The 26,278-nt window shown below is 48.5% G+C and carries 29 protein-coding genes and 1 other RNA gene; 24 read left to right on the top strand and 6 right to left on the bottom strand.

Going from position 1 to position 26,278, the window contains the following annotated elements; all coding sequences use genetic code 11:
• Positions 1 to 115 precede the first annotated feature (115 nt).
• A non-coding RNA gene (gene ssrS / locus ACFVS2_RS08240) (6S RNA) lies at positions 116 to 306 on the top strand.
• 85 nt (positions 307 to 391) lie between these two features.
• On the opposite strand, the gene ACFVS2_RS08235 is transcribed toward ssrS, so the two are convergent.
• Genes ACFVS2_RS08235 through ACFVS2_RS08225 form a run of 3 tightly spaced genes read right to left on the bottom strand, consistent with a single transcriptional unit; the run spans position 392 to position 2,994 of the window.
• Entirely contained in the window at positions 392 to 844 is a 453-nt protein-coding gene (locus ACFVS2_RS08235; RefSeq protein ID WP_390232932.1) for a hypothetical protein, read from the bottom strand.
• Positions 845 to 876: 32 nt separating this feature from the next.
• Positions 877 to 1,218 carry a DUF2512 family protein gene (locus ACFVS2_RS08230; RefSeq protein WP_007728396.1) on the bottom strand — a complete coding sequence of 114 codons (342 nt, stop codon included), beginning with the start codon at positions 1,216 to 1,218 and terminating at the stop codon, positions 877 to 879.
• 36 nt (positions 1,219 to 1,254) lie between these two features.
• Entirely contained in the window at positions 1,255 to 2,994 is a 1,740-nt protein-coding gene (locus ACFVS2_RS08225; RefSeq protein ID WP_390232930.1) for an Rqc2 family fibronectin-binding protein, read from the bottom strand.
• 179 nt (positions 2,995 to 3,173) lie between these two features.
• Here ACFVS2_RS08225 and ACFVS2_RS08220 point away from each other — a divergent pair, with 179 nt between their 5' ends.
• From ACFVS2_RS08220 to ACFVS2_RS08150, 15 genes are all read left to right on the top strand, one after another.
• Positions 3,174 to 4,058: a YicC/YloC family endoribonuclease gene (locus ACFVS2_RS08220; protein ID WP_390232928.1), complete on the top strand. Its 885-nt coding sequence runs from the start codon at positions 3,174 to 3,176 to the stop codon at positions 4,056 to 4,058.
• A gap of 24 nt (positions 4,059 to 4,082) precedes the next feature.
• Complete coding sequence (gene remA, locus ACFVS2_RS08215; RefSeq protein ID WP_015891999.1) at positions 4,083 to 4,343, top strand: extracellular matrix/biofilm regulator RemA; 261 nt, start codon at positions 4,083 to 4,085, stop codon at positions 4,341 to 4,343.
• 16 nt (positions 4,344 to 4,359) lie between these two features.
• Entirely contained in the window at positions 4,360 to 4,980 is a 621-nt protein-coding gene (gene gmk, locus ACFVS2_RS08210) for a guanylate kinase (protein ID WP_173617295.1), read from the top strand.
• A 4-nt stretch (positions 4,981 to 4,984) separates the two neighbouring features.
• Positions 4,985 to 5,191 (top strand): DNA-directed RNA polymerase subunit omega, encoded by a 207-nt coding sequence (rpoZ, locus tag ACFVS2_RS08205; RefSeq protein ID WP_007728388.1) that lies wholly within the window; start codon positions 4,985 to 4,987, stop codon positions 5,189 to 5,191.
• A 75-nt stretch (positions 5,192 to 5,266) separates the two neighbouring features.
• A complete protein-coding gene (gene coaBC, locus ACFVS2_RS08200; protein WP_390232925.1) occupies positions 5,267 to 6,514 on the top strand; it encodes a bifunctional phosphopantothenoylcysteine decarboxylase/phosphopantothenate--cysteine ligase CoaBC in 1,248 nt (415 codons plus the stop codon).
• The gene (gene priA / locus ACFVS2_RS08195) at positions 6,511 to 8,946 is read left to right on the top strand and encodes a primosomal protein N' (RefSeq protein WP_390232923.1); all 2,436 of its coding nucleotides are present in this window, start codon (positions 6,511 to 6,513) and stop codon (positions 8,944 to 8,946) included. The genes coaBC and priA overlap by 4 nt, the downstream gene beginning before the upstream one ends.
• 16 nt (positions 8,947 to 8,962) lie before the next feature.
• Positions 8,963 to 9,439: a peptide deformylase gene (gene def / locus ACFVS2_RS08190; RefSeq protein ID WP_007728382.1), complete on the top strand. Its 477-nt coding sequence runs from the start codon at positions 8,963 to 8,965 to the stop codon at positions 9,437 to 9,439.
• A gap of 4 nt (positions 9,440 to 9,443) precedes the next feature.
• Positions 9,444 to 10,394, top strand: coding sequence for a methionyl-tRNA formyltransferase (gene fmt, locus ACFVS2_RS08185; protein WP_390232921.1), 951 nt, complete (start codon positions 9,444 to 9,446; stop codon positions 10,392 to 10,394).
• A 3-nt stretch (positions 10,395 to 10,397) separates the two neighbouring features.
• Positions 10,398 to 11,744 carry a 16S rRNA (cytosine(967)-C(5))-methyltransferase RsmB gene (rsmB, locus tag ACFVS2_RS08180; RefSeq protein WP_390232919.1) on the top strand — a complete coding sequence of 449 codons (1,347 nt, stop codon included), beginning with the start codon at positions 10,398 to 10,400 and terminating at the stop codon, positions 11,742 to 11,744.
• Between the two features lie 211 nt (positions 11,745 to 11,955).
• Positions 11,956 to 13,026, top strand: a complete 1,071-nt coding sequence (gene rlmN / locus ACFVS2_RS08175) for a dual-specificity RNA methyltransferase RlmN (RefSeq protein WP_173617300.1) — start codon at positions 11,956 to 11,958, stop codon at positions 13,024 to 13,026.
• A 4-nt stretch (positions 13,027 to 13,030) separates the two neighbouring features.
• Positions 13,031 to 13,786, top strand: coding sequence for a Stp1/IreP family PP2C-type Ser/Thr phosphatase (locus ACFVS2_RS08170; protein ID WP_390232917.1), 756 nt, complete (start codon positions 13,031 to 13,033; stop codon positions 13,784 to 13,786).
• 5 nt (positions 13,787 to 13,791) lie between these two features.
• Positions 13,792 to 15,777 carry a Stk1 family PASTA domain-containing Ser/Thr kinase gene (gene pknB, locus ACFVS2_RS08165; RefSeq protein WP_390232915.1) on the top strand — a complete coding sequence of 662 codons (1,986 nt, stop codon included), beginning with the start codon at positions 13,792 to 13,794 and terminating at the stop codon, positions 15,775 to 15,777.
• Between the two features lie 18 nt (positions 15,778 to 15,795).
• Positions 15,796 to 16,686, top strand: coding sequence for a ribosome small subunit-dependent GTPase A (rsgA, locus tag ACFVS2_RS08160; protein WP_390232913.1), 891 nt, complete (start codon positions 15,796 to 15,798; stop codon positions 16,684 to 16,686).
• Entirely contained in the window at positions 16,680 to 17,327 is a 648-nt protein-coding gene (rpe, locus tag ACFVS2_RS08155) for a ribulose-phosphate 3-epimerase (RefSeq protein ID WP_390232911.1), read from the top strand. The genes rsgA and rpe overlap by 7 nt, the downstream gene beginning before the upstream one ends.
• Positions 17,328 to 17,715: 388 nt before the next feature.
• Positions 17,716 to 18,180, top strand: a complete 465-nt coding sequence (locus tag ACFVS2_RS08150) for a protease complex subunit PrcB family protein (RefSeq protein WP_173617305.1) — start codon at positions 17,716 to 17,718, stop codon at positions 18,178 to 18,180.
• Between the two features lie 94 nt (positions 18,181 to 18,274).
• On the opposite strand, the gene ACFVS2_RS08145 is transcribed toward ACFVS2_RS08150, so the two are convergent.
• Both ACFVS2_RS08145 and ACFVS2_RS08140 read right to left on the bottom strand, forming a co-directional pair.
• Positions 18,275 to 18,697, bottom strand: coding sequence for an RDD family protein (locus tag ACFVS2_RS08145; protein ID WP_007728371.1), 423 nt, complete (start codon positions 18,695 to 18,697; stop codon positions 18,275 to 18,277).
• Between the two features lie 128 nt (positions 18,698 to 18,825).
• A complete protein-coding gene (locus ACFVS2_RS08140; RefSeq protein WP_390232908.1) occupies positions 18,826 to 19,959 on the bottom strand; it encodes a M20 family metallopeptidase in 1,134 nt (377 codons plus the stop codon).
• A gap of 243 nt (positions 19,960 to 20,202) precedes the next feature.
• Here ACFVS2_RS08140 and ACFVS2_RS08135 point away from each other — a divergent pair, with 243 nt between their 5' ends.
• The 6 genes from ACFVS2_RS08135 to spoVM all read left to right on the top strand — a co-directional run bounded on the left by ACFVS2_RS08135 (position 20,203) and on the right by spoVM (position 23,596).
• Positions 20,203 to 21,009 carry a transporter substrate-binding domain-containing protein gene (locus tag ACFVS2_RS08135; protein WP_173617307.1) on the top strand — a complete coding sequence of 269 codons (807 nt, stop codon included), beginning with the start codon at positions 20,203 to 20,205 and terminating at the stop codon, positions 21,007 to 21,009.
• A 53-nt stretch (positions 21,010 to 21,062) separates the two neighbouring features.
• The gene (locus ACFVS2_RS08130) at positions 21,063 to 21,722 is read left to right on the top strand and encodes an amino acid ABC transporter permease (protein WP_007728368.1); all 660 of its coding nucleotides are present in this window, start codon (positions 21,063 to 21,065) and stop codon (positions 21,720 to 21,722) included.
• Positions 21,715 to 22,437: an amino acid ABC transporter ATP-binding protein gene (locus tag ACFVS2_RS08125; protein ID WP_173617308.1), complete on the top strand. Its 723-nt coding sequence runs from the start codon at positions 21,715 to 21,717 to the stop codon at positions 22,435 to 22,437. The genes ACFVS2_RS08130 and ACFVS2_RS08125 overlap by 8 nt, the downstream gene beginning before the upstream one ends.
• A gap of 128 nt (positions 22,438 to 22,565) precedes the next feature.
• A complete protein-coding gene (gene thiT / locus ACFVS2_RS08120; RefSeq protein ID WP_390232906.1) occupies positions 22,566 to 23,126 on the top strand; it encodes an energy-coupled thiamine transporter ThiT in 561 nt (186 codons plus the stop codon).
• Positions 23,127 to 23,315: 189 nt separating this feature from the next.
• Positions 23,316 to 23,489 carry a hypothetical protein gene (locus ACFVS2_RS08115; protein ID WP_007728365.1) on the top strand — a complete coding sequence of 58 codons (174 nt, stop codon included), beginning with the start codon at positions 23,316 to 23,318 and terminating at the stop codon, positions 23,487 to 23,489.
• Positions 23,490 to 23,512: 23 nt separating this feature from the next.
• Positions 23,513 to 23,596 carry a stage V sporulation protein SpoVM gene (spoVM, locus tag ACFVS2_RS08110; RefSeq protein WP_005831022.1) on the top strand — a complete coding sequence of 28 codons (84 nt, stop codon included), beginning with the start codon at positions 23,513 to 23,515 and terminating at the stop codon, positions 23,594 to 23,596.
• 98 nt (positions 23,597 to 23,694) lie between these two features.
• Here the strand turns inward: spoVM and rpmB are convergent, their stop codons facing one another.
• Positions 23,695 to 23,883, bottom strand: a complete 189-nt coding sequence (rpmB, locus tag ACFVS2_RS08105) for a 50S ribosomal protein L28 (protein WP_005831020.1) — start codon at positions 23,881 to 23,883, stop codon at positions 23,695 to 23,697.
• A gap of 303 nt (positions 23,884 to 24,186) precedes the next feature.
• Here rpmB and ACFVS2_RS08100 point away from each other — a divergent pair, with 303 nt between their 5' ends.
• Positions 24,187 to 24,552: an Asp23/Gls24 family envelope stress response protein gene (locus ACFVS2_RS08100; RefSeq protein ID WP_007728362.1), complete on the top strand. Its 366-nt coding sequence runs from the start codon at positions 24,187 to 24,189 to the stop codon at positions 24,550 to 24,552.
• A 13-nt stretch (positions 24,553 to 24,565) separates the two neighbouring features.
• A complete protein-coding gene (locus ACFVS2_RS08095; protein ID WP_173617310.1) occupies positions 24,566 to 26,272 on the top strand; it encodes a DAK2 domain-containing protein in 1,707 nt (568 codons plus the stop codon).
• Positions 26,273 to 26,278: the final 6 nt, after the last annotated feature.

Genomic DNA, 26,278 nt, shown 5'->3' with positions numbered 1-26,278 from the left:
TTAGATTACGATTCCGTTAAAATGTGTATCCTTCGTGAAGAAGGGATGAGATAAAAGTCCAAAGGGAACTTTATCCGTTGAGCAAAGGACCATTCTGTGATAAAGTAGGGATATCAAGATCCTGCGATGTACGATAGGCCGTAAATGTTTCTAACCTTATACGTGTTTTTCGGGAGACGGAAACTGTGATGGATGTCAGGCCCACCTCCTTTTTGGATGCATGGGAAGGCTGAAGTGCAGAAGGGTCGCCCACCTGTGTGAGCGCAGGTTATAGAAACATGAGGTCAACGGCAGAGCGGGGACTTGGCCGTTTATGAATGCAATGAATTGCCAATAGCACAAAAAACCACTTGGAATCTGCTTCCAGGTGGTTTTTGTTTTTGTAGCTTGTTTAATGGGTGGTTTTGTTTTGTTTGCCCGAGCCGTGACCCTGCCCTTGTTTTTGGGAGCCCTGGTCTTGGTCCCCGTGATCGACAATGGTCAGGTCCTTTTCAAGTGTTTGGGAGTCTTGGGCGTCTTGAAGAATTTGATACATTTGCAGGAAGTTTGCTTTTTGTCCCTCAGGAATTCCTTTAATGCGGACGGTCAGTTCTTGCGGGCCGCCTCCATTTTGCTGTTGCCCACCTTGGCTGTTCCCTTGCCCGCTGTTTTCATTTGAACTCGGCTGCTCATCAAGAAAGCTGAGAAACATCGAGTCGCTGTCTTGATCTTGTTGGTTGTTTTGTCCGCTGCCGTGTGATTGCTGTCCTTGTCCGTTTCCGCCTTGCCCGCCCTGTCCGCCTTGCTGCTCAAACAGCACGTTGAATTCGTTAAGATCGGTCTGGATGATGCCAATGACGTTCATCCTGATCCTCCTTCCAAATTAGAAATGATGCTTCAGCCCGGATGTTTGGAATGATGGACTCCGTGCCGTTGTAAGTAACCATGGAAAAAGTATTCGACCACCGTAATGGCAAATGCCGTCAACAACAAACCAGATAAGGATATGGTCTGACCAAACAAGTAACAGCCAAGCCACAAGGAGGCAAACACGAACAAGAAATCAGCGGAGCTCGCAAACGTATTGTTCGTACGCGGAAGGATTGTCAAATCCAGTACATAACCCAATAAACTGACAATCACGCTTGCGAGCACTGCAAACATAAGGGACGTTCCCGACCACCAAAGCCCTGGAATGGCAATGATTCCGTTAAACAAGAGCTTGAGAACGATGTTCAAAGAGCGAACACCACCTTTCATGCCCTTAGTATGAACTTAGGTAGTCGCACTATTCGTAGAAGAGGTGTTTGATTTTAATCGGCGGATCAGTGCTTCATTGGGTGTCACATAAAGCGTTCGTTGCTGCTCGTAGATCACATAGCCAGGCTTGGCCCCGCTCGGTTTTTTTACATGCTTGACGAGCGTGTAATCTACGGGAATTTGACTTCCTTCTTTGGCACGACTGAAATAAGCCGCCAGATTTGCTGCTTCAAGCAACGTTTCATCCGAAAATTCACGAGCGCGAATGACTACATGGGATCCAGGGATATCCTTGGTGTGCAACCATGTTTCTTGCGACGATGCGAGCTTGTTGGTCAAGTATTCATTTTGCTTATTGTTTTTACCGACCAAAATTTCAATGCCGTCCGAAGAAAAGTACGTATCAAGCTCTGGTCGGGTATCTTTTTTCTTGCGCGGACCGCGTTTTTTACGATCACGCATGTAGCCTTGCTCAACGAGCTCCTCGCGAATTTCTTCGGCATCTTTTAAGGTGGCATGTTCTAGTTGAACTAATACGCCGTCCAAGTACAAGAGTTCTGCCTGTGCTTGCTCAATCTGCTCACTTACGATGGAAAGGCTGTTTTTGGCCTTGTTATACCGCTTGTAATACGACTGCAAATTTTCCGATGGGGTCTTCAACGGATCGAGAGGAATTGTGATGGTACCTCCCGCTTCGTCATACCAGTTGACTGTGACGAGCTCGCGATCTCCTCGCTTCATTTGGTGCATATTGGCGGTCATCAATTCACCGTACAGGCGGAACTGATCTGCCTCATGCGCATCTTGCAGAGTTTGCTCGAGCTTCTCGATTTTCTTTTCATTTTTATTGCGCTCAGAGGTGACGAAACGAATTAAATCGTGCGCACGCTGCTTGACAGTGTCACGGAACGCCTTTCCTTCGTAAAATGCCTGCAAGCATTCTTGAGCGGAAGGATAGGGGGTGGTAACCCCATTTGAGAGATGAGTCAGCTCAACGACGTGAAAATACGCTTTGCCATTTGCCTCTATAATGGATGGCAAATATTCATGAGCGTTGATTGCCTTCATCACCTGTGAAAAGGCTGCCCACAGTGTTTCACGATTCGCGAGGCCAGCTCTGTGCAAAATTTCTTTTGCCAATAAGGGGCTAATCCCGGTGTAGCCATCTACGATTTGCTTGTCCAAACGGCCGCCGTTCCAGTCGAGGGAAGAAATAAATGCTTGCTCGGTTACAGTGAGAGGGTCGCGTTTATCTTGGCTCGGAGGAGAGACATAAGGTCTGCCAGGCGTAACTTGTCTGTACTGGCTAATGGCGAGCGTCACATGCATGGCGCTATCCAAAATCATTCCGGTTGCAGGATCGATGAGGATGATGTTACTGTGCTTGCCCATGATCTCTACAATAATTCGGCGGACAGCCGTGTCACCCAGCTCATCTCGGGTGCGTACGTCGATGTGAATGATTCGCTCCATCCCGATTTGCTGGACAGATTCAATTACGCCGCCTTCACAATGCTTGCGCAATAGCATGCAAAACATCGGAGCTTCCAGCGGATTCGTGAATTCTTCTGTCGTGATGTGCAAGCGGGGATAGGTCGGGTTTGCAGACAGGAGGAACTTTACCGTTTCTCCTTGTGTCCGTACTTGCATAACAATATCACTATGGTGGGGCTGGTGGATTTTCGAGATGCGTCCTCCTACCAGTTTATGTAATTCCCTCGCTACGGAGCGGGTTACTACGCCATCAAATGCCACAAAAGTCACCTCAGATCAAAAAAATGGCTAGAATAATAGATAGAGAGCTGCCAGTCACAGTGTAGCATAAGTCAGAGCAAGGAGGAATCTCATCGTGGTGGGGTTGCTTCGGTTGACACTGCCAAGAGTTGTCTCCTATAATAAATTAACGATTTTGCGTCTAATGGAAGTGAAAACTTGTGATTCGAAGCATGACTGGTTACGGTAGAAAAGAAGATAGCAAAGGTTCCATTCGAGCAACAGTCGAGATTCGTGCAGTGAATCACCGCTTTTCTGAGATTGTCGTGCGCCTGCCCAAAGCATGGAATATGCTTGAGGATTCGATTCGTAAGCTGGTCGCACAGTATGTCAGAAGAGGGCGTGTCGATGTCACTGTCTCAGTGGAAGGGAAAAATTCTTCTGCTACGGTTATGGACATTGACTGGGATGTAGCTGAACAGCTAGTCTCCATTTCCCGCGAGATGACTCAGCGTTTTTCGCTAGAGACGCCTTTAACCGTCAAGGATCTGCTACACTTTCCTGGCGTGATACATAACAAAGAGTCAGAGGACAATGTGGAGGAGCTGGCAGAGTGGCTCCAAGACCTAGTCAGGGGCGCAGCAATGGATCTCGTTTCGATGAAAGAGACCGAGGGTAATCTGCTGCACGCTGATCTAGCGAGTCGCCTGACTGCCGTCAACACATGGACGCGGGAGATCTCCCAGTTGGCCCCACTTTGTAGGGAAGATTACAAGGGCCGACTTGAGCAGCGCGTAAGTGAGTGGGCCGGTTCGACACCTTTTGAATTGGACCCTGCTCGTGTAGCGCAAGAGGTTGCCTTTTTCGCTGATAAAAGTGATATTAGTGAAGAGTTGACCCGTTTAGATAGTCATTGCCAACAGTTTGCTGTTCAATTAGGCAAAGAAGAAGCAATTGGTCGAAAACTGGATTTTCTGCTCCAAGAAATGAATCGGGAAGCCAATACGATTGCTTCCAAAGCGAATCATTTGCGTATTCAGCATCTGGCTGTCGAGATCAAGACAGAACTGGAGAAGATGCGGGAGCAAATACAGAATGTCGAGTAGCATGAAAGGATGGGCTGGGCCGTCATGGCAATCAAGCTAATCAATATCGGTTTTGGCAACATCGTCAATGCCAACCGCATTATTTCAATTGTAAGTCCGGAGTCCGCTCCTATCAAACGGATCATCCAGGAAGCGCGTGATCGCAACATGCTTGTGGACGCTACCTATGGGAGACGTACACGTGCGGTAATTATTACAGACAGCGATCACGTGATTTTGTCAGCGGTACAGCCAGAAACAGTGGCACAGCGCTTGACTACGAAGGATGACGAATCGGACGAATAAAGTAGGAGTGTAAACAATGAGTATGGTTGATCGTGGTCTCCTTTTGGTTCTTTCCGGACCAGCTGGTGTGGGAAAAGGAACAGTATGCAAGGCGCTTCGTGAAGTGATGCCTGATCTGGTGTATTCTGTTTCGGCTACCACACGCCAGCCGCGTCCTGGAGAGGTGGAAGGAGTTAATTACTTTTTTAAAAGCCAGGAAGAGTTCAAGCAGATGATTGAAGAAGATGCTCTTCTGGAATGGGCAGAATACGTAGGAAATTACTACGGAACACCTCGTCATTTCGTGGACGATATGCTAAGTGAGGGGCGCGATGTCATTCTTGAGATCGAAGTTCAGGGTGCTCTTCAAGTAAAAGAGCGCTTCCCGCAAGGTACATTCTTGTTCCTGGCTCCGCCTGATTTAAACGAACTGGAAAACCGGATCGTGGGTCGCGGGACAGAATCACAGGAGATCATTCGCAAGCGTATGGAAGTGGCGCGTGCTGAAATCGAGCTCATGGACCACTACGATTATGTAGTCGTCAATGACGTCATCGAATCGGCTTGCGATCGAATTCAAGCGATTATTACAGCGGAACATCTGAAAAAAGAACGTCAGGTTCACAAATATAGCAAATGGTTACAGGAGGTTGAATAGAATTATGTTGTATCCATCTATTGACGAATTGACTGAAAAAGCGGAGAGCAAGTACATCCTGGTGACAGTAGCATCCAAGCGTGCGCGTCAGCTTCGCGAAAACAGCGAAGTTCAAGTAGTGAGACCCAAATCCAAAAAGTTTGTAGGTTTGGCACTGGAAGAGTTCATCTCCGACGAGCTCGTTCACGAGTTTTTGGACGGTCGCAAATAAGCAGTCACCTTTAAAAACAACCTCACGAGGTTGTTTTTTTCGGATTTCGGAAAGGGGAGAAAGGAGAGAGTGCAGATGCATTCGCTTGCAGGAAAACGTATTGTTCTTGGAGTTTCTGGCGGTATCGCTGCTTACAAGGCTGCTGCACTGACCAGCAAGCTGACACAGGCAGGTGCATTGGTGCATGTCATTTTGACAGAGAGCGCCTTACAGTTTATTCAGCCTTTGACGTTTCAAGCCTTGTCTCACCTGCCTGTTTATACAGATACATTTACAGAGCCAGACCCGCATGTGATTAGCCATATTGAACTGGCTGATCGAGCTGATCTCGTTTTGATCGCGCCAGCAACAGCTAACGTGATTGGCAAAATGGCGAATGGCATAGCGGATGATATGCTGACGACGACTGTACTGGCTACGAAAGCGCCTGTCATGGTCGCGCCTGCCATGAACGTCAATATGTACAATCACCCTGCGGTTATCGCAAATATGGATAAGCTTACGGCTTATGGCTATCGGTTTGTTGAACCGGGTGTCGGGCTCTTGGCATGTGGCTGGATTGGCAAAGGACGTTTGGCGGAGCCAGAGGAAATCGTCGAAGCTGTTCGTCAATGGTTTGCTTCCGATGAGACAAGACAAACGATCCGAGAAAAAGATTTGTTGGACAAGCACGTACTGATCACAGCGGGACCGACTCGTGAAAAAATTGATCCAGTTCGTTACATAACCAATCATGCTTCAGGAAAAATGGGCTACGCCATCGCGGAAGCGGCACGAGACAGAGGCGCGAAGGTCACACTGATCAGTGGGCCGACTTCCTTGGCACGTCCTGATGGAGTGGAATTCATCGCGGTGGAATCGGTACAAGAAATGTTTGATGCCGTCATGGAGCAGTTGCCGGACTGTGACATCGTCGTCAAATCAGCAGCAGTGTCCGATTATCGACCGAAGCATGTAGCTGAACATAAGATGAAAAAGGGTGATGGTCCACTCGAACTTGCGCTAGAGAAAGCACCCGATATTTTAAAGACCATTGGTGAGCGGAAAACGAAGCAATTCGTCGTTGGCTTTGCAGCAGAGACCCAAAACGTGTTACAGCATGCCCAGTCCAAGCTGGAGCGAAAAAATCTCGATATGATCGTAGCCAACAACGTATTGCTCGAGGGAGCAGGTATGGGGAGCGATACGAATATCGTGACCTTGCTAACCCGTGGCGGAGAGCAACTGGCATTGGATAAATTGAGCAAGCGGGCTGTGGCAGATAAGCTGTTTGATGCTGTCCTTGCAGTGCAAGAGCATAGACCGCTCCAAGACCTGTCATGATTGCCCAAATTATCGTGGATGTTCCGGTCCATCGGACGAATCGACCTTTTGATTACCATGTTCCGCCTTGGTTGCGTCCACTGATTCGCATCGGCAGCCGTGTGGTTGTCCCATTTGGTCCCCGTCAACTGCAAGGTTATGTCATCGGGATCGTAGAGGATGACGAAGCTATACCAGATCGTTCGCGACTAAAAGACGTCGTGCAGGTACAAGACGACACTCCTCCTCTTACGCTAGAGCTGCTAAAGATGAGCGAATGGATGTCTAAGCAATACTTGTGTCCATGGGTAACGGCTGTACAGGCGATGCTTCCGGCTGTGCTCAAAGGGAAGTCGGAGAAGTGGCTGACGGCGACAGATGCATTAGACGAAGAAGCGTGCGGGAGATCGGGGCTTCTGTGGGAATTGTTTCGCAAAAGGCAACTACCGCTGACAGAAGTGGAGAAACAATTTGCGGAGGAGTATTTGCTCGTTCCGGGTTGGATACAGAGTGGTCTGCTTGCTACGGAGTATCAAGTAAGGGACAAAATTACCCGCAAGCAGCAATCATTTGTCCGGAGCTTATTGGATGAGGGTAAGCTGGAAGAAGCGATCGGTTCTTTGCCAGCGCGGGCAGAGCAGATGCGCCGTGTCCTTCAACTGATGCTCATGCACAAGGAGCAGTCCTTATCTGTACAAATGCTGCGGGATGAATACGGAATAACGCGTTCTCCGCTGAAAAGCCTGGAATCAAAAGGCTGGATCGCGATCGAGCAAGTGGAGGTTTACCGGGACCCGTACGCCAATCGACGTTTCCAGGAAAAGCAAAAACCGGTCTTTACCCCGGTACAGGAAGCGGTACTGACGCCTATCTTGCAATCGATTGAATCGGGAACCTATGCTTCTTACTTGCTGCACGGTGTTACCGGAAGCGGTAAGACCGAAGTGTATCTCGAAGCGATCGAACGCACGTTGAAAAAAGGGCGGGAGGCGATCTTTCTCGTTCCGGAAATTTCACTGACTCCACAAATGGTAGAACGCTTCAAGGCCCGTTTTGGTGCAGACGTCGCTGTTTTGCACAGTGCATTGTCACAAGGAGAGCGCTATGACGAGTGGCGCAAGATCATTCGCAATCAGGTCAAAGTGGTGGTAGGTGCACGATCTGCCATCTTTGCTCCGTTTCGGAATGTTGGTTTGATTGTGATCGATGAAGAGCATGAGAGCTCGTATAAACAAGAAGAGACCCCTCGCTACCATGCACGGGAAGTAGCTCTGTGGCGAGCGAAAGAGAATCAGGGTGTACTCGTCATGGGTAGCGCGACTCCTGCCTTAGAGACGTATGCACTGGCTACACGAGGCCGATATGAGTTGTTGCGTATGCCGGAGCGTGTCGGGAATCGCCCGATGCCAGAGGTGCATGTTGTGGATATGCGCGAGGAGCTTCAGGCCCAGAATCGTTCGATGTTCAGCCGGAAGCTGCATGAGATGATTGCGGATCGATTGGCAAAAGAAGAGCAGATGGTCATTTTCCTTAACCGAAGAGGCTTCTCTACTTTTGTCATGTGCCGATCCTGCGGCTATACGATGCGCTGCATTCATTGCGACATCTCGCTTACTTATCATAAAACGAATCATACGGCGCGCTGCCATTACTGTGGATACACCATCGCACAGCCTAAGCATTGTCCAGAGTGTCAGAGTGAGCATATACGCTTTTTTGGTACCGGAACGCAAAAGGTGGAAGCAGAGCTGGCAAAACTTTTTCCTGGAATCCGGGTCATCCGAATGGACGTGGATACGACCTCGCGTAAAGGCTCTCACGAAGAGCTATTAAACAAATTCCGCTCAGGTCAAGGCGACGTTTTGCTCGGTACGCAGATGATTGCCAAGGGCCTTGATTTTCCACGAGTGACGCTGGCGGGAATCATTGCAGCGGATACTTCCTTGCATCTGCCTGACTTCCGTGCTGCGGAAAAGACATTTCAGCTCCTGACACAGGTAGGTGGACGGGCAGGGCGGCATGAGCTGGACGGCGATGTCGTGATTCAGACGTATACGCCAGAGCACTACAGCATTATTCATGCGACCAAGCATGATTATCCCGCATTTTATCAGGATGAAATGATGCAGCGCAGACGAACAGGCTACCCACCGTATTTCCGTCTCGTATTAATTACGTTTAGCCACGAGGATGTACCTGTTGTTATCCGCGGTGCGCATACAATGGCTGACTATTTGCGGCAGCGTTTGGCACAGACAACGGTCCTCTTGGGCCCAGTCGCTTCGCCTATTGCAAGGGTGAAGGATAGATTTCGTTTTCAGATCATGCTAAAATATCGTGATGAACCGCAACTGTCAGACCTGCTCGCTCAGGCGACGGCTGCGTTTGAAGAATGGAACAAACAGCAGAAAGTATTGATGACGATTGACGTCGACCCTTACGTACTGCTTTAGGGAGGATATGAAACACATGGCGATTCGCACAATTGTAAAACATCCAGATCCGATTTTGCGTGAAAAAGCAATGGTCGTAACCAAATTTAATTCCAACTTGCACAAGCTGCTTGATGATATGGCAGATACGATGTACGATGCAGACGGTGTAGGCTTGGCTGCTCCACAAGTGGGCATCTCCAAGCGTGTCATCGTGATGGATTGCGGTGATGGACTGATTGAAATGATCAATCCGGAAATCGTTGAGCATGAAGGGGAGCAATACGATTATCCAGAAGGCTGCCTGAGCATTCCTGGTCTGCAAGGAGACGTTCGTCGCCACAAGTGGATCAAGCTGCGCGGTCATGATCGTAATGGGAATGTGGTTGAGCTCGAGGCAGACGACCTGTTGTCCCGTTGCGCTCAACATGAGATCGATCATTTGAATGGTGTCCTCTTTATCGATGTAGCTGACAAGGTGTACAAAGTAAACCCGAACCAGGAAGGGGAATAACCATTTGAAAGATGCTCGCATCCTGTTTATGGGTACGCCTGACTTTGCTGTATCGAGTCTTACGGCTGTACTCGAAGCAGGCTACAACGTGATTGGAGTCGTAACAAAATCCGATCGTCCCGTTGGACGCAAGCAAGTATTGACGCCGCCCCCCGTGAAGGAGGCGGCTTTGCGTCATGGACTTTTGGTATTGCAACCGGAGAAAATCAAGGAAGAAGAAGCTTTGGATGAAGTGTTAGCGCTCGAGCCTGATCTGATCATTACCGCGGCGTATGGACAGATTTTGCCTAAAAAACTGCTCGATGCACCGAAATATGGCTGCATCAATGTGCACGCTTCTCTTTTGCCGAAATATCGTGGGGGTGCCCCGATTCATAAATCAATTGTCGAGGGAGAAGCAGAAACAGGCGTGACCATCATGTACATGGTGGAAGCTCTCGATGCAGGGGATATGCTGTCCAAGGTAGTCGTTCCGATTGAGGAGCGCGATACCGTGGGGACCATGTTTGACAAATTGGCTGCGGCAGGCTCTGAGCTGTTGCTGGCTACTGTTCCACGCCTGTTGGCTGGTGAGCTCGTAGCAGAACAACAGGATCATTCGGCAGCGACTTTTGCCCCGAATATCAAGCGTACAGACGAAAAAATTGACTGGAGCCGTTCTGCGGAACAGATTTATAACCAAGTCCGCGGCTTGAATCCATGGCCAGTCGCATTTACTACATGCGAAGGCAAGATCTGGAAGCTGTGGTGGGTAGAAAAAATGCCTGCTTCGGGCGAAGGAAAAGAGCCGGGAACGATCATCGCCCGTGAGGAAGATGGTATCGTTGTCGCTTGCGGTAGCGGTGCAGTGAAAATAACCGAATTGCAGCCAGAAGGCAAAAAACGTATGAGTGCACTCGACTTTTTGCGTGGAGCGGGCAGCAGCATTGAAATCGGCACAAAGGTAGGAGAATAGTCCGTGGCAAAAAAGGGAGCTCGCGATATCGCCCTCGATGTTTTGAACAGGGTAGAAGAACATAAGTCCTACAGCAATCTTGAGCTGCGCAATGTCTTGGATCGGGAAAATCTCAGTGCAGTAGATGCAGGGCTGGTAACAGAGCTTGTGTATGGTACCATTCAGCGCAAGTTGACGTTGGATCATGTCCTTTCCCATTTTGTCGGGAATAAAAAGGTCCAGACCTGGGTCCGTAATTTGCTGCGTCTCAGCTTGTATCAAATTCACTTTTTGGACCGTATTCCTGAGCGCGCTGCCGTTCACCAGGCGGTTGAAATCGCCAAGAAACGTGGTCACCAAGGGATTGCTTCGATGGTCAACGGTGTCTTGCGTAATGTGTTGCGCCAGCCGGATGTGTGGGAGCGTCAGCCAAAAGGTGACCGTGCCTTACAAATCGCCGTAGCCTATTCTCATCCAGAATGGCTTGTGCGTCAGTGGCTCGCCGTATATGGCGAAGAGACGATGATTGCGATTTGCGAAGCCAACAACAGAACCCCGCATAGCTCTGTCCGGGTCAATGCATCGAAAACGACGAAAGATCAAGTGCTGGACAAGCTGGCGGAAGAAGGGCTGGAAGGACAAGCATCGACTGTCAGTCCCTATGCTATTCTGATGGAAGGCGGACATGCAGCAGGCTCTCGCTTGTTCAAGGAAGGCTACTTCACGATCCAGGATGAGAGCTCTATGCTCGTCGCACCAGCTCTTGCTGCCGAACCAGGCATGCGTGTACTGGATGCTTGCGCGGCACCTGGTGGAAAAACAACGCACATAGCAGAAATGATGGAAAACCGCGGGCAAATTATTGCGAGTGACGTACATCCGCACAAACGCGATCTGATTGCGAGTGCAGCGAAAAGACTCGGGATTACGATCATCGAGCCAATCGTTAGTGATGCGCTGGACCTACCTGAAAAAGCGCTGGGAACTTTCGATCGAATCCTGCTGGATGCGCCATGCACCGGTTTTGGCGTGATTCGTCGCAAGCCTGATCTGAAATGGAACAAAACGCCTGAAGACGTCCGTGCGATTGCTCAGCTACAGTACGAACTGCTCAAGACATTGGCGCCGATGCTTGCTCAGGGTGGTGTCATGGTTTACAGCACATGTACGATCGAGCCAGCAGAAAACCAGGAGATTGTTCGCCGCTTTGTCGAAGAACACCCTGATTTTGTATTAGATGATACACTGGCACAAGACCTGCCTGAGGCTGTCAGAAAGCATGTCGATGAAACCGGAGCCTGCGTACAAATTTTGCCTCACCATTTCGAGAGTGATGGATTCTTTATCGCGCGATTGAAACGAAGAGGATAAGGAAACGGACATACAAACAAGGGGTGGCGCACCAACGGGTGGAAAATGCCACTCCTTTGCCTTTGTTTGCGAGCGGGCGTATTGGTTTACACTAGGAAAAGCGACGCATTTATGAATCTGGATGTCAAAACCGTTTGAAGCGAGACGTCCCACGAGGTACAATGATAGAATGGATTTAGGTAAGCAATGATTTTGAGGATGTGGAGATAGAATGCCGTTAACGACATTTACTGGCGCAAAGCCGCTAATTTACAGTTTGACACAAGATGAAATGAAGGAATGGCTGGTTAGTGCTGGCGACAAAGCATTTCGTGCGCAACAAATTTTTGACTGGCTATATGTAAAGCGCGTCACTTCTTTTGACGAGATGAGCAATTTGTCCAAGGAGCTGCGCGAAAAGCTGGCTGATACATTCCGCATGGAGCCACTCAAGGAAATCACGCATCAGGAGTCGCAGGATGGGACGATCAAGTTTTTGTTCCAGCTTGTTGATGGACATGCGATTGAGACGGTGATTATGCGTCATAACTACGGAAACAGCATTTGTGTTACGACACAGGTGGGCTGCCGTATCGGATGTACGTTTTGTGCCTCTACATTAGGTGGACTAAAGCGTAACCTGGATGCAGGTGAAATCGTCTCTCAAGTATTGACGGCACAACGCAGATTGGATGCGGAAGGTGAGCGTGTCAGTCACGTTGTCGTCATGGGGATCGGGGAGCCTTTCGAGAACTTCGAGAGCTTGATGGCGTTCTTGTCCGTAATCAACGATAACCGTGGACTGAATATCGGTGCTCGTCACATAACGGTTTCCACCAGTGGAATTGTGCCGAAGATTTACGAGTTTACTGAACGAGGCGGACAAGTGAACCTGGCGATTTCCCTGCACGCTCCAAACACGGAGCTGAGAAGCCAGCTGATGCCGATCAACCGCGGCTTCCCGCTCGATAAGCTGATGGAAGCATGCCACCATTACATTAACAAGACAGGGCGCCGCATCAGTTTTGAGTACGGTCTTTTCGGTGGGAAAAACGATCAGCCTGAGCATGCAGAGGAGTTGGCCGAACTCATTGGCGACATGCTTTGCCACGTGAATCTGATCCCGGTGAATTACGTACCAGAGCGTGATTATGTGCGTACGCCTCGCAATGAGATTTTTCAGTTCAAACGGATTTTAGAGGAAAAAGGAATCAATGTGACCATCAGACGCGAGCAAGGTAGTGACATTGCTGCTGCTTGCGGACAATTGAGGGCACAACACGCTAAAGAAACCGTGGGGTGATGCCATGGAAATCGCGATGAAATCCCATGTTGGCCGCGTTCGTCAGGTTAACGAGGACTATTATGCCTGTGTGACCGATTTAAACGGACGCGTGCTCGCCATTGTAGCAGATGGTATGGGTGGCCATCAGGCTGGTGATATCGCCAGTCGCCTTGCTGTTGAGCGAATAGTAAAAGAACTGCGTCACCTAGATGGGGACCTCGAAGCAGAGGATGTGCGTGAGCAATTGATGAACGCTATCCTGCTGTCGAATAAAGAAGTCTATGAATATGCGGTTGAACATCCGGAGTGCAGTGGCATGGGCACAACTGTGGTTGCTGCCTTGTTTGATCAATCCACTGTGATTACCGCGCATATTGGCGACAGCCGTCTGTATTTTTACAACCAAGACGGACTGGTCATGAAAACAGAAGACCATTCCCTTGTCAATGAGCTGGTGAAAAGTGGACAGATTACAGCCGAGGAGGCGTCTGTCCACCCTCACCGCAACGTTATTATGCGTTCGCTCGGGACTGAACCGGATGTTCTCATTGATCTTGGGCAGTTTGAATGGTCAGAGGGTGATATCGTCTTGATTTGCTCAGATGGACTGAGCAACAAGGTCAGTCATCCTTCCTTAGAAGAAAATTTGCAGAAACAGATATCGTTACAAGCGAAGGTGGACGGTTTGGTGCAGGAAGCACTGGATGCCGGTGGGGAAGATAACATAACGCTGGTTGCCGTACGAAATACGCTTGATGCCGGTCAGGAAGAGGGGTGAGAGAGATGGAAGGTCAACGACTGGGAGGACGATACCAAATAGAATCCCGCGTCGGTGGGGGCGGTATGGCCATTGTATACAAGGCCAGAGATTTAATTTTGAATCGTCCAGTGGCAGTCAAAGTACTGCGTTCACATTTTGGTACGGACGAAGATTTCGTCAATCGTTTCCGACGTGAAGCGCAGGCGGTGGCGAGCTTATCTCACCCCAATGTGGTTGGGGTGTATGATGTCGGTCAGGAAGGCGATACCCATTACATGGTGATGGAGTACATAGAAGGCTACACGTTGAAAGAGGTCATCATTCAACGTGGTGCGCTGCCGGTAGAAGAGGCAGTGCGGATCGCCGAGCAAATTTGCGATGCACTCGATCATGCGCATCAAAACCAGATCATTCATCGAGATATCAAGCCGCATAACATTATGATTGGAAAAAATGGTCGGGTGAAGGTTACGGACTTCGGGATTGCGCGAGCCGTTACATCAGCAACGATTACGCATACGAATGCGATGCTTGGCTCTGTCCATTATTTTTCGCCAGAGCAGGCGCGCGGTGGGATTACCGGGGAAAAATCCGACATTTACTCGCTGGGGATCGTCTTGTACGAAATGGTGACGGGTGAACTGCCGTTTTCCGGTGATTCGCCTATATCAGTGGCGCTCAAGCATTTGCAGGAGCCGCTTCCAGAGCCGCGCCAAGTCAATCCGGCTATCCCACAAAGTGTGGAGAATGTCATTTTAAAGGCGCTGGTAAAGGATCCGTTTCTCAGATACGCATCCGCGAGCGAAATGCTAGAAGATTTGGAGACCTGCCTGTTTCCAGAGCGATTAAACGAAGAAAAGCTGACGTTCCCGGTGGATGAAGAGATGACGCGTGTGGTGCCGATCATCACACCTGACATGCTCGAAGGCCATACCAATGGCAAAACCGGAGGAGCGGGGCGTGGTCGCTATGAGCAGCGTACGGAAGAAGAGGACGCAAAACCAGCCAAGAAACAATGGTGGGTCAAAGCCCTATTATGGGTAGGCGGTATCGGACTGTTTTTCGTACTGGCATTCTTCGGATTTAACTTACTGTTGAATCTGTTCCCTTCCGTTCCTGAGGCACAGGTACCTCATGTAGAAGGGATCGAAGTGACGCTTGCCGAGAAGAAGATTCAGGATGCCAAACTTGTTGCCCGTATTGTCGAAGAAGCCAATGATACGATAGAAAAGGGAATGGTGATACGCCAGGACCCTGCACCTCCCATGCGGTTAAAGGAAAATTCCGTTGTGACCTTGTATGTAAGCAAAGGACAACAAGAGATCAACATGCCAAATCTGGTTACGTTGCCGCGAGCAACAGCAGAGGAAGCATTGAAAAGCAATGGTTTTAAACTGGAGAATGTCACTTTCGTAGAGGAAGAGGACGACAAGGCCGAGGTAGGCACGGTTATCAAGCAGTCTCCAGCCGCAAATGAAAAGGTGTTCCCGACCAAAACAAATGTGACGGTCACGATTAGTAAAGGAAAAGCCTTCGTGAAAATGCCGGATGTCCGGAATAAATCAGTAGAGGCTGCACAGGTAGAATTGTTCAAAAGAGGGCTGTCTGTCGGTGAAATCAAGGAAGTGCCAACTTATACCACGGACAAACCAGGCATTGTTCTCAGCACGCACCCATATGATCCGGGAATGGATGTGCAAAAGAGTGTAGCAGTTCCGCTTGAGGTCAGCAATGGCCAATATCCGCAGGACGCCAAGCTGGCAAACGTTCCGGTTTATGTAGAGGTTGTGCCTGGTGAAACACTGGAAGTGAAAATTGAAGTGACAGATGCTCGTGGAGAAGCAAAAGTTCTCCACACGGATACGGTCACCGAAAATAAAGAGTACGATGTACCAATCGTCTTGGCGCCACAGAAGGACGGGGTAGTCAAGGTCTTTGTGAAACGATCGACTGATCAAGGCTTCAATGAATACCAGACGATTCCAGTTTCGTATAACAGCTTGCCATAGTGTAGTGGAGGGACATGAATGCCAGAAGGACGGATTGTGAAAGCGCTCAGCGGTTTCTATTATGTAGCCGACGGAGGGCGAATCTACAGTTGCCGTGCACGAGGGCTCTTCAAGAAAAAAGATGCAAAAGTAAATCCACTGGTTGGGGATTGGGTCGTCTACGATGCGATCAATGAGGAAGAAGGCTATATCATGGAGGTGGGCGAACGGACGAATGAGTTGGTTCGTCCGCCCGTTTCCAATGTGGATCAGGCGGTACTCGTCTTTTCGATGTATAAGCCGATGTTCAGTCCGTTGCTGTTGGACAAGTTCCTGACGCATACGGAGCGTGCAGGGATTGATTCCGTGATTGTGCTATCCAAAGCCGATCAAGTATCGGAAGAAGAGGTAACCGAAATCGTGGAGAAATATGAAGCGATCGGGTACCGCGTGATTCCGACTTCAACAGCGGATGAACGTGGTGTGGAGGACGTGCGTGAGATTTTGCGGGACCGTATTTCGGTTTTTGCAGGTCAGTCAGGTGTAGGCAAATCCTCCCTGATCAACATGCTGTTTCCGGGTGTCAGCCTGCAGACAGGAGATGTCAGCCAAAAGCTCGGACGAGGAAAGCATACAACGCGTCACGTCGAACTGATTCCGCTTGCGGGCGGCGGCTATGTGGCAGACACACCAGGCTTCAGTTCACTTGAATTTATCGATTTCTCCGAGCTTGATCTGGCGGAATCCTTCCGGGACTTTGCCGATCGCAGTTCGGAATGCAAGTTCCGTGGCTGTCTTCACGTAAGCGAGCCAGCTTGTGCCGTACAGGCCGCACTGGAGGCCGGGGAGATCAGTGAACAGCGCTACGCACACTACAAACAATTCCGCGAAGAGCTAAAAGAATACCAACGGAGGAACAAACCATGGTAAAAATCGCACCTTCTATCCTATCTGCTGATTTTGCCCGTTTGGGCGAAGAAATTCTCGATGTCGAGAAGGGAGGAGCAGATTGGATTCACGTGGATGTGATGGATGGACACTTCGTTCCAAACATTACGATCGGCCCTCTAATTGTGGAGGCGATTCGCCCAGTGACCAAGCTGCCTCTCGATGTACACTTGATGATTGAGGATCCAGATCGCTACATTCCGCAATTCGCGAAAAGTGGGGCAGACTGGATTACTGTTCATCAGGAAGCATGCCGTCATCTGCATCGCACGCTGTACTTGATCAAGGAGCAAGGTGTGAAAGCGGGAGTGGTATTGAACCCGGCTACACCGATTTCCACGATCGAGCCAGTCCTTGCTGACTTGGATATGGTTCTCCTCATGACAGTGAACCCTGGTTTTGGTGGACAAAAATTCATTCACAGCGTTGTGCCAAAGGTTGCCCAGTTGCGTCAAATGCTGAACGAGCGTGGCTTGGGGCATGTGGAAATCGAAATCGATGGCGGTGTCAATGCACAAACAGCACGTTTGTGCGAGGAAGCAGGAGCGACTGTCCTCGTTGCAGGTAGCGCGGTATTCAATCAGGCAGATCGCGGTCAAGCGATCGCTGCGATTCGTGGATAGTAAGAATAATACGTAGCTCTAAGCTGACGACGATATGCAATCGGCGTCAGCTTTTTTGTGCTTTATTCTGTTTATGTTGTTTGTAATCATCTGAATATTGTAACTAATTATGTGATAAATCAATTAATAATAAAAATAAAAGTATAATTATAGTTCATACTACAAATAGAATGAAATCGAATTATTCTTACTCTTACAAGGATTATTGGTTATAGATGGTGAAGGTTAATTAATAAAAATAAAATATTTTGGAAAATATTGCTTTTTAATAAATATAATGATTAAATCAAATTATCCAGATAGTGGTAAAAATTTCCTGTCTGAGAGATACTGGCCAGTATCAAGAAATGTTTCTCGCCCTCTAAAAAAAATCAGGAGTTGATCATGTATGAAATCGTTATGGAAAAACAGTGTAGCGGTTCTCACCATTCTCTCCATTCTGCCATTTTCACAAACTGCCGTGCACGCTGAACAAAAACATTCGGAGCCGATCTCGACTTCTCAAGTAGACGTGCAAACGAAAAAAATGTCTATCGAAAAAGAAGGTACCTTGACAGCGGTTGAACGAGCATTCGTAGGAAAAGTAAAATCGAAGAAGGGTGTACATCGCCAAGGCGACCTGTATGTGGTCTCCCGAGGTGAAATGCCTACCTCTGGTTACAATTTGAAGGTTGTTGGAACGCAGCAAGGATGGGAAATGCTCACGGTTTATGTAGAGCTGACAAATCCTGCTCCAGAAGAGATTACAATGCCAGCGGTGCACACACCTTATATCATTGTACGTGCAAGCCTACCGCCGTACACAACTATGGTGTTTATGGATGCGAATACAGATAAGGTGTTGTTCCGATAAACTGCTTGATGGATAGAAGTAAAAAAAGGCCGGATGATTATATCCGGCCTTTTTTCGTCGCAGAGCTACTATTCTATTTCGGAAGAGTGGTAAATTAAGGCTGATTCGATGTTACATACGTACCGGCGATCAAATCATGGATCGAGCGTTTATCCTGACGAACACCAACCATGATGGCGCTGACGATTATACCAAGACCGAGTGTAATGACATACACGATTCCTCCAACTAAGTTGCGTAACAGCATAGTGCCGATTCCTACAGGCTCTCCATCGATTCGGGCGATGCGAATAACGGCAATTCGTTTGCCCACTGTATAGCCATGCCAAAATACAGGCACGAGGAGGCTGTACAGTGAGGAGATGATGTTGGTAACAAGATTGTCTTCTGTATTGCCTGTAATGATATAGGTGATCAGTAGTAGCGGTAGTCCGATAATGATTGCATCTAGTAGACCGGCACCCAGCCGGCGCCAAAATCCTACGGGATTGCTTGGCGATGTGGTGATTGATTCCATGTTTTACCTCTCCTTGTTATTCGAATAGGAATATATATGAGTGCCCATTCAAAAATAGTGCAGATAAGGCTCCGTCGTTAACTAGACGGAGCCTTAATTTTCCATAAAATTATACACTTGTAAATTTATTATGACAAGGTTAAAAACATCCGAAGCATTACGGCAATCCTGCCAGGAATGGCGTCAATGACGATATGCTCGTGGGAAGCGTGGGCTCCATCACCAACAGGTCCCAAACCGTCAAGCGTTGGTGTTCCTGCATCAGCGGCGAAGTTTCCATCGCTTGTTCCACCGACACCTTGCTCTGTTAATTCAAATCCTTCCAGACGCGCTTGTTCCTGAGCATGCAAGAACAGTTGCTCGGTACCATCTGTTCGTTCCATAGGAGGCTTGGTGATTCCGCCTTCCACGATCAGCTTGGCTTCGGGATGGACAGGGGTCAAATGACTCATCAATTGGGTAATACGCTCGCTTTCCTCGCGGCTTTGGATACGCACATCGATTTCTGTCATGGCAAAGTCAGGTACGACGTTCGATGCACTTCCGCCTGTAATGGTACCGACAGACAAGGTAGTGCCTGCCTCATAATTCGTAAACGATTGAATATCGAGGACGTGGTGAGCCAGCTCAGCGATCGCATTGATCCCCTTAGCGTGATCATTGCCTGCATGTGCAGCGCGGCCTGTTACTTTTAAAATGAAGTCTCCGCCACCTTTGCGGCTTGTTTTCAAAGAGCCATCTCCTGCGGCAGGCTCTAGTACCAATGCATATTTACTTCTTTTTGCTTCCTCTCTAATGAGCATTTCGGAGGAAACACTGCCGATCTCTTCGTCGGTGTTCCAAAAAAAGACGAGCTTATTTTTGGGCGAGAGATTATGTTCCATCATGGCGCGCAGGGCGAAATAGCTAAAAACGATCCCTGCTTTCATGTCGTATGTACCAGGCCCATAGAGTCGGCCATTTTCCTCGCGACAAGGCTCAACGGCTAATGTTCCAATCTCTTTTACGGTATCGAAGTGACCGAGAATGAGGATTTGCTCGTCGCCATCTCCATACTCCATTCGCAGCTGATTTCCGTATTGTTCTTGTGGCAAGCTCTCTACCCGACACCCCAATTGGCGAAAGCGTTCGGCAATCAGGCTGCCCAATCGATCGACAGCTTGCTTGTTATGGGTGGGTGTTTCCATCTCTACATATGTACGCAGTTCCTCGATAATTTCTGGGAGTTGCTGCCGAAAATAGGACGTCCAGTTTTTCTCCATGTCAGCCTCCTGTAATTCCTTTTACTAGCACTATAAAGCCTTGTTTGCTTTTCTGCCACTAAAATAAAGATTTGTACATAAAATTCTGTATATTCGGTGTTTAAAATGTAAGTAAAAAATGATTGAAATTGTTCAGATTATGAGTAAAATAATCATTGTGATGCATAAATATAAGTTTTCATGCAAATTAATGCTACGAATAGACTGCTTTATGCGTAAAAATCATAACAACGGGGGTTCATCATGAAGAAAACAAAATCATTTATTACTTTGGCACTTACTTCTATGCTTGCGGCAGTCGTGATCGCTGGATGCGGTACAGGCAATCAAACCGCAACAGGACAAGCACCTGCACCTTCTGCTGGCGATAAGAAAACATTGGTTATGGCTACTTCTGCTGACTATAAGCCATATGAATATCACGACCTGAGCAGCGGAAAAGATGAGATTGTCGGCTTTGACATTGATATCGCGAAATATATTGCAAAAGAGCTCGGCTATGAACTGCAAATCAATGACATGAACTTTGACGGACTTATTCCGGCACTGCAAACGAAACGCGCGGACTTCGTTATGGCTGGCATGACAGCAACACCTGAGCGCGAGAAGAACGCTGATTTCTCCACCATCTATTACGATGCGAAAAATACGATCGTAGCAAAGAAAGACAGCAATCTGACCAAGCCTGAGCAATTGGCTGGCAAAAAAGTGGCGGTACAGCTCGGTTCTATTCAGGAAGGGGCAGCAAAGGAGATTGCAAAGACTGTTTCCGGCTTGCAGATCACTTCACTGAACAAGCTACCTGAGATTGTCGAAGAAGTAAAAGCGGGCCGTGTAGATGCTGCTATTATCGAGGACACGGTAGCGAAAGGCTTCGTGGAAAACAATGACACTCTGCAATTCACCACTCTGGAAGAAAACGAACAGAATGGCTCTGCTGTTGCGTTTCCACAAGGATCGCCACACGTAGAGAAATTTAATGAAGTCATTAAAAAGATGCAAGAAAACGGAGAAATGGACAAGCTGATTAAAAAATGGTTCGGTCAATAATCTCTCCAGGCAACGAAGAATAACGGTATAAGCAGCAAGAGGGGAGAATGGGCATGAATTTGGATTTTGCACAAATCGTGCCCTATATTCCTTTCATATTGGAAGGGATAAAGGGCACGCTACTTGTTACTTTGATTTCGGTTGTATTGGGATTTTTCTGGGGCTCCATCCTCGCACTTATTAAAATTTCGAATGTGAAATTGCTAAACTGGATCGCGGTTGCCTATACGTCTGTTTTCCGCGGGACACCTTTGATTTTGCAGCTGACCTTTGTTTATTTTGCAACGCCACAGCTTACTGGCTACAACATTTCTCAATTGGAAGCAGCTGTACTGACGTTTACACTAAACTCAGGTGCATACATTTCTGAGACGATTCGCGGTGGGATTTTGGCGGTGGATAAAGGGCAGTGGGAAGCGGCCAAGGCGCTTGGTGTACCATATCACCGGATGATGCTCGACATTATTTTGCCGCAGGCTGTCAAAAATATCTTGCCTGCACTTGTCAATGAAACGATTGCGCTCTTGAAGGAATCTGCACTTGTTTCTACGATTGGTCTTGCAGACATCATGCAGAACGCGAATGTGGTTAAAGGCACCATCTTCCGTTATTTTGAGCCATACATGATCGCCGGTACCCTGTACTATGTCATGGTTATGATCCTGACTTGGGTAGCTCGCGTGCTGGAACGGAGGATGAGACTCAGTGATTAAGATCGATAACATTACGAAGTCATTTGGGCAACTGAATGTATTGAAGGGCATCACGACGAACATCGGTAAAGGTGAGGTTGTCGCCATTATCGGTCCATCTGGATCGGGGAAGTCAACGCTATTGCGTTGCATCAACCTCATGGAGACACCAACGACGGGTACAATTACGATCAACGGCCAGGAAATTACAGCTCCAAAGGCTGACGTGATGGGCATTCGTCAGCAAATCGGGATGGTTTTCCAGCATTTTCACCTGTTTCCGCATATGACTGTATTGAAAAACTTGACCTATGCTCCCATGAAAGTAAAAGGCATGTCTGCGGCAGAAGCAGAACAAAAGGCGAGAGAGCTATTGGCACGCGTAGGGTTAGCAGACAAAGCGGATGTCTTTCCATCACGCTTGTCAGGCGGTCAGAAGCAGCGTGTAGCCATTGCCCGTTCGTTGGTGATGGAGCCACAAATCATGCTGTTTGACGAGCCGACCTCTGCCCTCGACCCAGAGATGGTCAAGGAGGTTTTGGAGGTTATGAAGGGGCTGGCTGATAGCGGAATGACCATGGCAATCGTTACGCATGAAATGCGCTTTGCCGAAGAGGTGTCAGACCGTATTTTGTTCCTCGATGATGGTCGTCTCTTGGAGGATACGCCACCAGAAGAGTTTTTCCAAAAGCCAAGAAGTGAACGTGCCCAGCAGTTTTTGGAGAAGGTTCGGTAATACAACTAGCCGCAGTGCCGATGAGGCAGCGGCTTTTTTCTTTGACACGAGCATAGACTTGGGCTAGAATCAGAAACATTATCAGTGTAAAAAATTTTTTGTTTATTCTATTTTGAGGAGTGACTATTTTGGATCGTCAACGGTTGGTCATTTTGTTGGAAATGGCGATGATGGCGGCTCTTGCAATTGTGTTTAGTCAGATCAAGGTTTTCGATATGCCACAGGGCGGCTCTGTATCCCTGGTGATGGTGCCAATCGCGTTGATCGCTGTTCGCCGTGGACTCGCTGCTGGTGTCATTACAGGACTTGTTGTCGGATTTCTTCAATTGCTCTTGGGCAGTACAGTTGTCCATCCAGTTCAGCTGTTGCTGGATTATCCGCTCGCTTTTGGTGCGCTGGGTCTCGCTGGGCTTGTTCGCCTGTCTGGCTACGAAGGAACGAAGCAACGAATCATGGTACTGTGGAGCGGCTTGTTCATCGGCGTGATTGGACGATTTGTCTGCCATTTTCTATCCGGTATGATTTGGTTTGGCAGCTACGCGCCAGAAGGTGTACCAGTCTGGCAATATTCCCTCATTTATAACATTACGTATCTGCTGCCAGAAATGATTATCGCGGGAGTCGTCTTGACAGTTGTGCTCAGCAGCGCATCGCAGCTGCTGTTCCCCGCACGCGATCGAGTCGCGTAAGAAACAGGAAAAAATCGGTATCAAGTACAAACTATCCACATAATGTAATCAGGCAGCGAGTTCCGTTGCCTGATTTTTTACTTCTTAGGCATATACTTTTTTCATGTGGCAGGATACATGTTTATCCGACAGCAGAATATGATGTAATATGCACGTTTTTGAGAACACCTAAAGGAGGTGCGGCACGAAATGGGATTGCGCTCCTATCGCCTGCGACAGGGGGGCGCCTTGCGACGTGTTCTCGGGGTTGCGTTGGCTGTCGGGGGAATCACCATTTTCTTGTATTGGGCACCTCCGTGGGTTTGGTATAGCCTATTGGCATTAGCACTCATAGGGGCCGGCGTGTATTTGTATCGTGTGTAGTAATTTCGGTGAGGAGGGGTAGCATGCGGTTTTACACCATCAAGTTGCCGAAGTTCCTGGGTGGCATGATTCGGGGCATCATCGAGGCGTTCAACAAGAAAAAGTGAAGCTTCGGCCCCGAGCCTCCTTTGGGAGAAGAGTGGAGAAACGGGAGAAATGCAAAAAAGCACCTCGAGGGTGCTTTTTTTCGCATAGCTGAGATCAACTATACGCGAGTTACGAGACCGGATTTCAGTGCTCGAGTACTTACATAAACGCGCTTCGGTTTTCCATTTACGAGAATGCGCACTTTTTGTACGTTGACACCCCAAGTGCGGCGAGTTGCGCGCATGGAGTGGGAGCGAGCGTTTCCAGCTTTAGCAGATTTACCTGTTACAAAGCAACGACGTGCCATTACAATCCACCTCCCTTGTTACATATAAACGGGATTTCCTTTGTGGGAAATACAAATACTCGACTATATTAGCACACCATTGCTGTCAATTGCAATACTTGACAACATGATTTACCCCTACTTTCTCAACGTATGCTAAAACGCGGTCGCTCCCCCATGCTAGACTTCGATAGAGTTTTTTTATAGGGTTGATAGGATTGACAAAACGCTTCATTTCTCTTTTGTGTTAGTGTAGAATTGTAAGGAAGCATGGTTACGCTTACCTATGACGGTCAAGCTGTTTAACAGAGGAGGAGTCCTTGCATGACAGTGGAAATGAATACATCGCTAGGAAAGATCGATGTTACAGAAGATGTGATCGCACGGATCGCTGGAGGCGCGGCCATGGAAGTTTTTGGACTTGTGGGCATGGCTTCTCGCAAAGCGTTGAAAGATGGAATCGCTGAACTGTTAGGAAGAGACAACCTGAGTAAAGGTGTCGTCGTTCATAACACAAATGGCGAAGTAGTATTGGACATGCACATTATCGTCAGCTATGGCGTGAAAATTTCCGAGGTGGCAGGCAACGTTCAACGCCGTGTTCGATATACCTTGGAGCAAACAGTAGGCATTGATGTGACTGCTGTTAATATTTTTGTGCAGGGAGTTCGTACAGACAGGGATATGTAAGGAGGAACATCAGTTGGTACATACGCGTCTAGATGGCGTGCTGTTTAGCCGGATGGTTTACCTGGGGGCGAACCTTTTATCCGACAACGTCAGAGTAGTGGATGGATTAAACGTCTTTCCTGTGCCGGATGGCGATACGGGGACAAACATGAATTTGACTTTCTCTTCCGGTGTGGAGGAGCTGACTCGAAAAGAATCCCCCCGAATCACTGAATCGGCAGCTGCTTTGGCAAAAGGTCTGTTAATGGGCGCGCGCGGTAACTCCGGCGTGATTTTGTCCCAGTTATTCCGCGGCTTCAGCAAATCAGTCAATGGAAAAGATGAGGTTAACGCCCGTCAGTTTGCCGATGCCTTGAAAGCTGGTGTTGACTCTGCGTATCAGGCAGTGATGAAGCCGGTAGAAGGCACGATTTTGACTGTTGCCCGTGAAGCGGCGGAGATGGCTGTGCGTGCAGCGCGCACGTCAGATGATATTATCTCTGTCATGGAAAAAACATACGAGCAGGCGCAAGCTACGCTGTTGCGTACGCCGGAAATGCTGCCTGTTCTAAAAGAAGTGGGCGTAGTCGACTCAGGTGGACAAGGTCTCTTGTTTATTTATGAAGGGTTTTTGCGAGCATTGCGCGGGGAAGAGCTTTCCGCCGATCGTGAGCGTTCGGTACCTAAAATCGGTCAGGAAGAGCTGGACAAGCTCATTTCTGAGCAGCATAATGCACAAATCCACATGAAAACAGAAGACATCACGTACGGATACTGTACGGAGTTTATGGTTCATGTCGCGCATAGCACCGAGCCGAACAAAAAGACGTTCTCAGAAGCGCTGTTCCGCAACCATCTGGATACGATGGGCGATTCATTACTAGTCGTCTCTGATGAAGAAGTCGTCAAGGTACATATTCATGCAGAGCATCCGGGAAGCGTATTGCAATACGCTCAGCAATTCGGCAGTCTGCATCGACTGAAGATAGAAAACATGCGCGAGCAGCATGCGAACATTCTAAAAGCGGAAGAGAGCAAAGGACAGGCGAAGCCAGAAACAGCTGCTCAAGCTGCTACAGAGCTGCTTCCATACGGATTGATCGCGGTAGCTGCTGGTGGGGGAATCGCAACGATTCTGCGCAGCATGGGTGTGCATGTGGTGGTAGAGGGCGGCCAAACGATGAATCCGAGCACAGAGGACTTCATGAAGGCCATCGAAGGACTGAATGCCCAGCACATCATTATCCTGCCAAACAACAGCAATATCATCATGGCAGCCCAGCAGGCATCCGAGCTCGCTGAAGTTCCTGTATCTGTCGTACCGACGAAGAGCATTCCGCAGGGATTGGCAGCACTGGTCAGTTTCCGTGCAGATGTTGAACCGGAAACGAACGCGCAAGCAATGACCAAGGCGATTGCCCAGGTGAAAACAGGTATGGTGACGCACGCGGTTCGCGACACGCAAATGGGTGAGGTAGAAATCAAAGAAGGCGATTTTATCGGCATGGCTGAGAAAGAAATCGTCACAGCAGGTCCCGACTTGCTAGCTTGCGCAACGACGTTGCTCTTGGGAATGGTGGATGAAGACTCCGAAATCGTGACGATATTCTTAGGAGAAGATGCGACAGAAGATCAGGCTCATGCTTTAGAAAAAGCTTTGTCTGATGCATACCCGGATGTGGAAGTTGAGATCCAGGCAGGCGGTCAACCGTTGTATCCATTCATTTTTTCTGTCGAGTAAAAGCCA

This window comes from Brevibacillus sp. NPDC058079 (assembly GCF_042885155.1).
GTDB lineage: Bacteria > Bacillota > Bacilli > Brevibacillales > Brevibacillaceae > Brevibacillus.
Note: the sequence above shows the minus strand (reverse complement) of the source record. Positions and strands in the feature narration are given on the sequence as shown.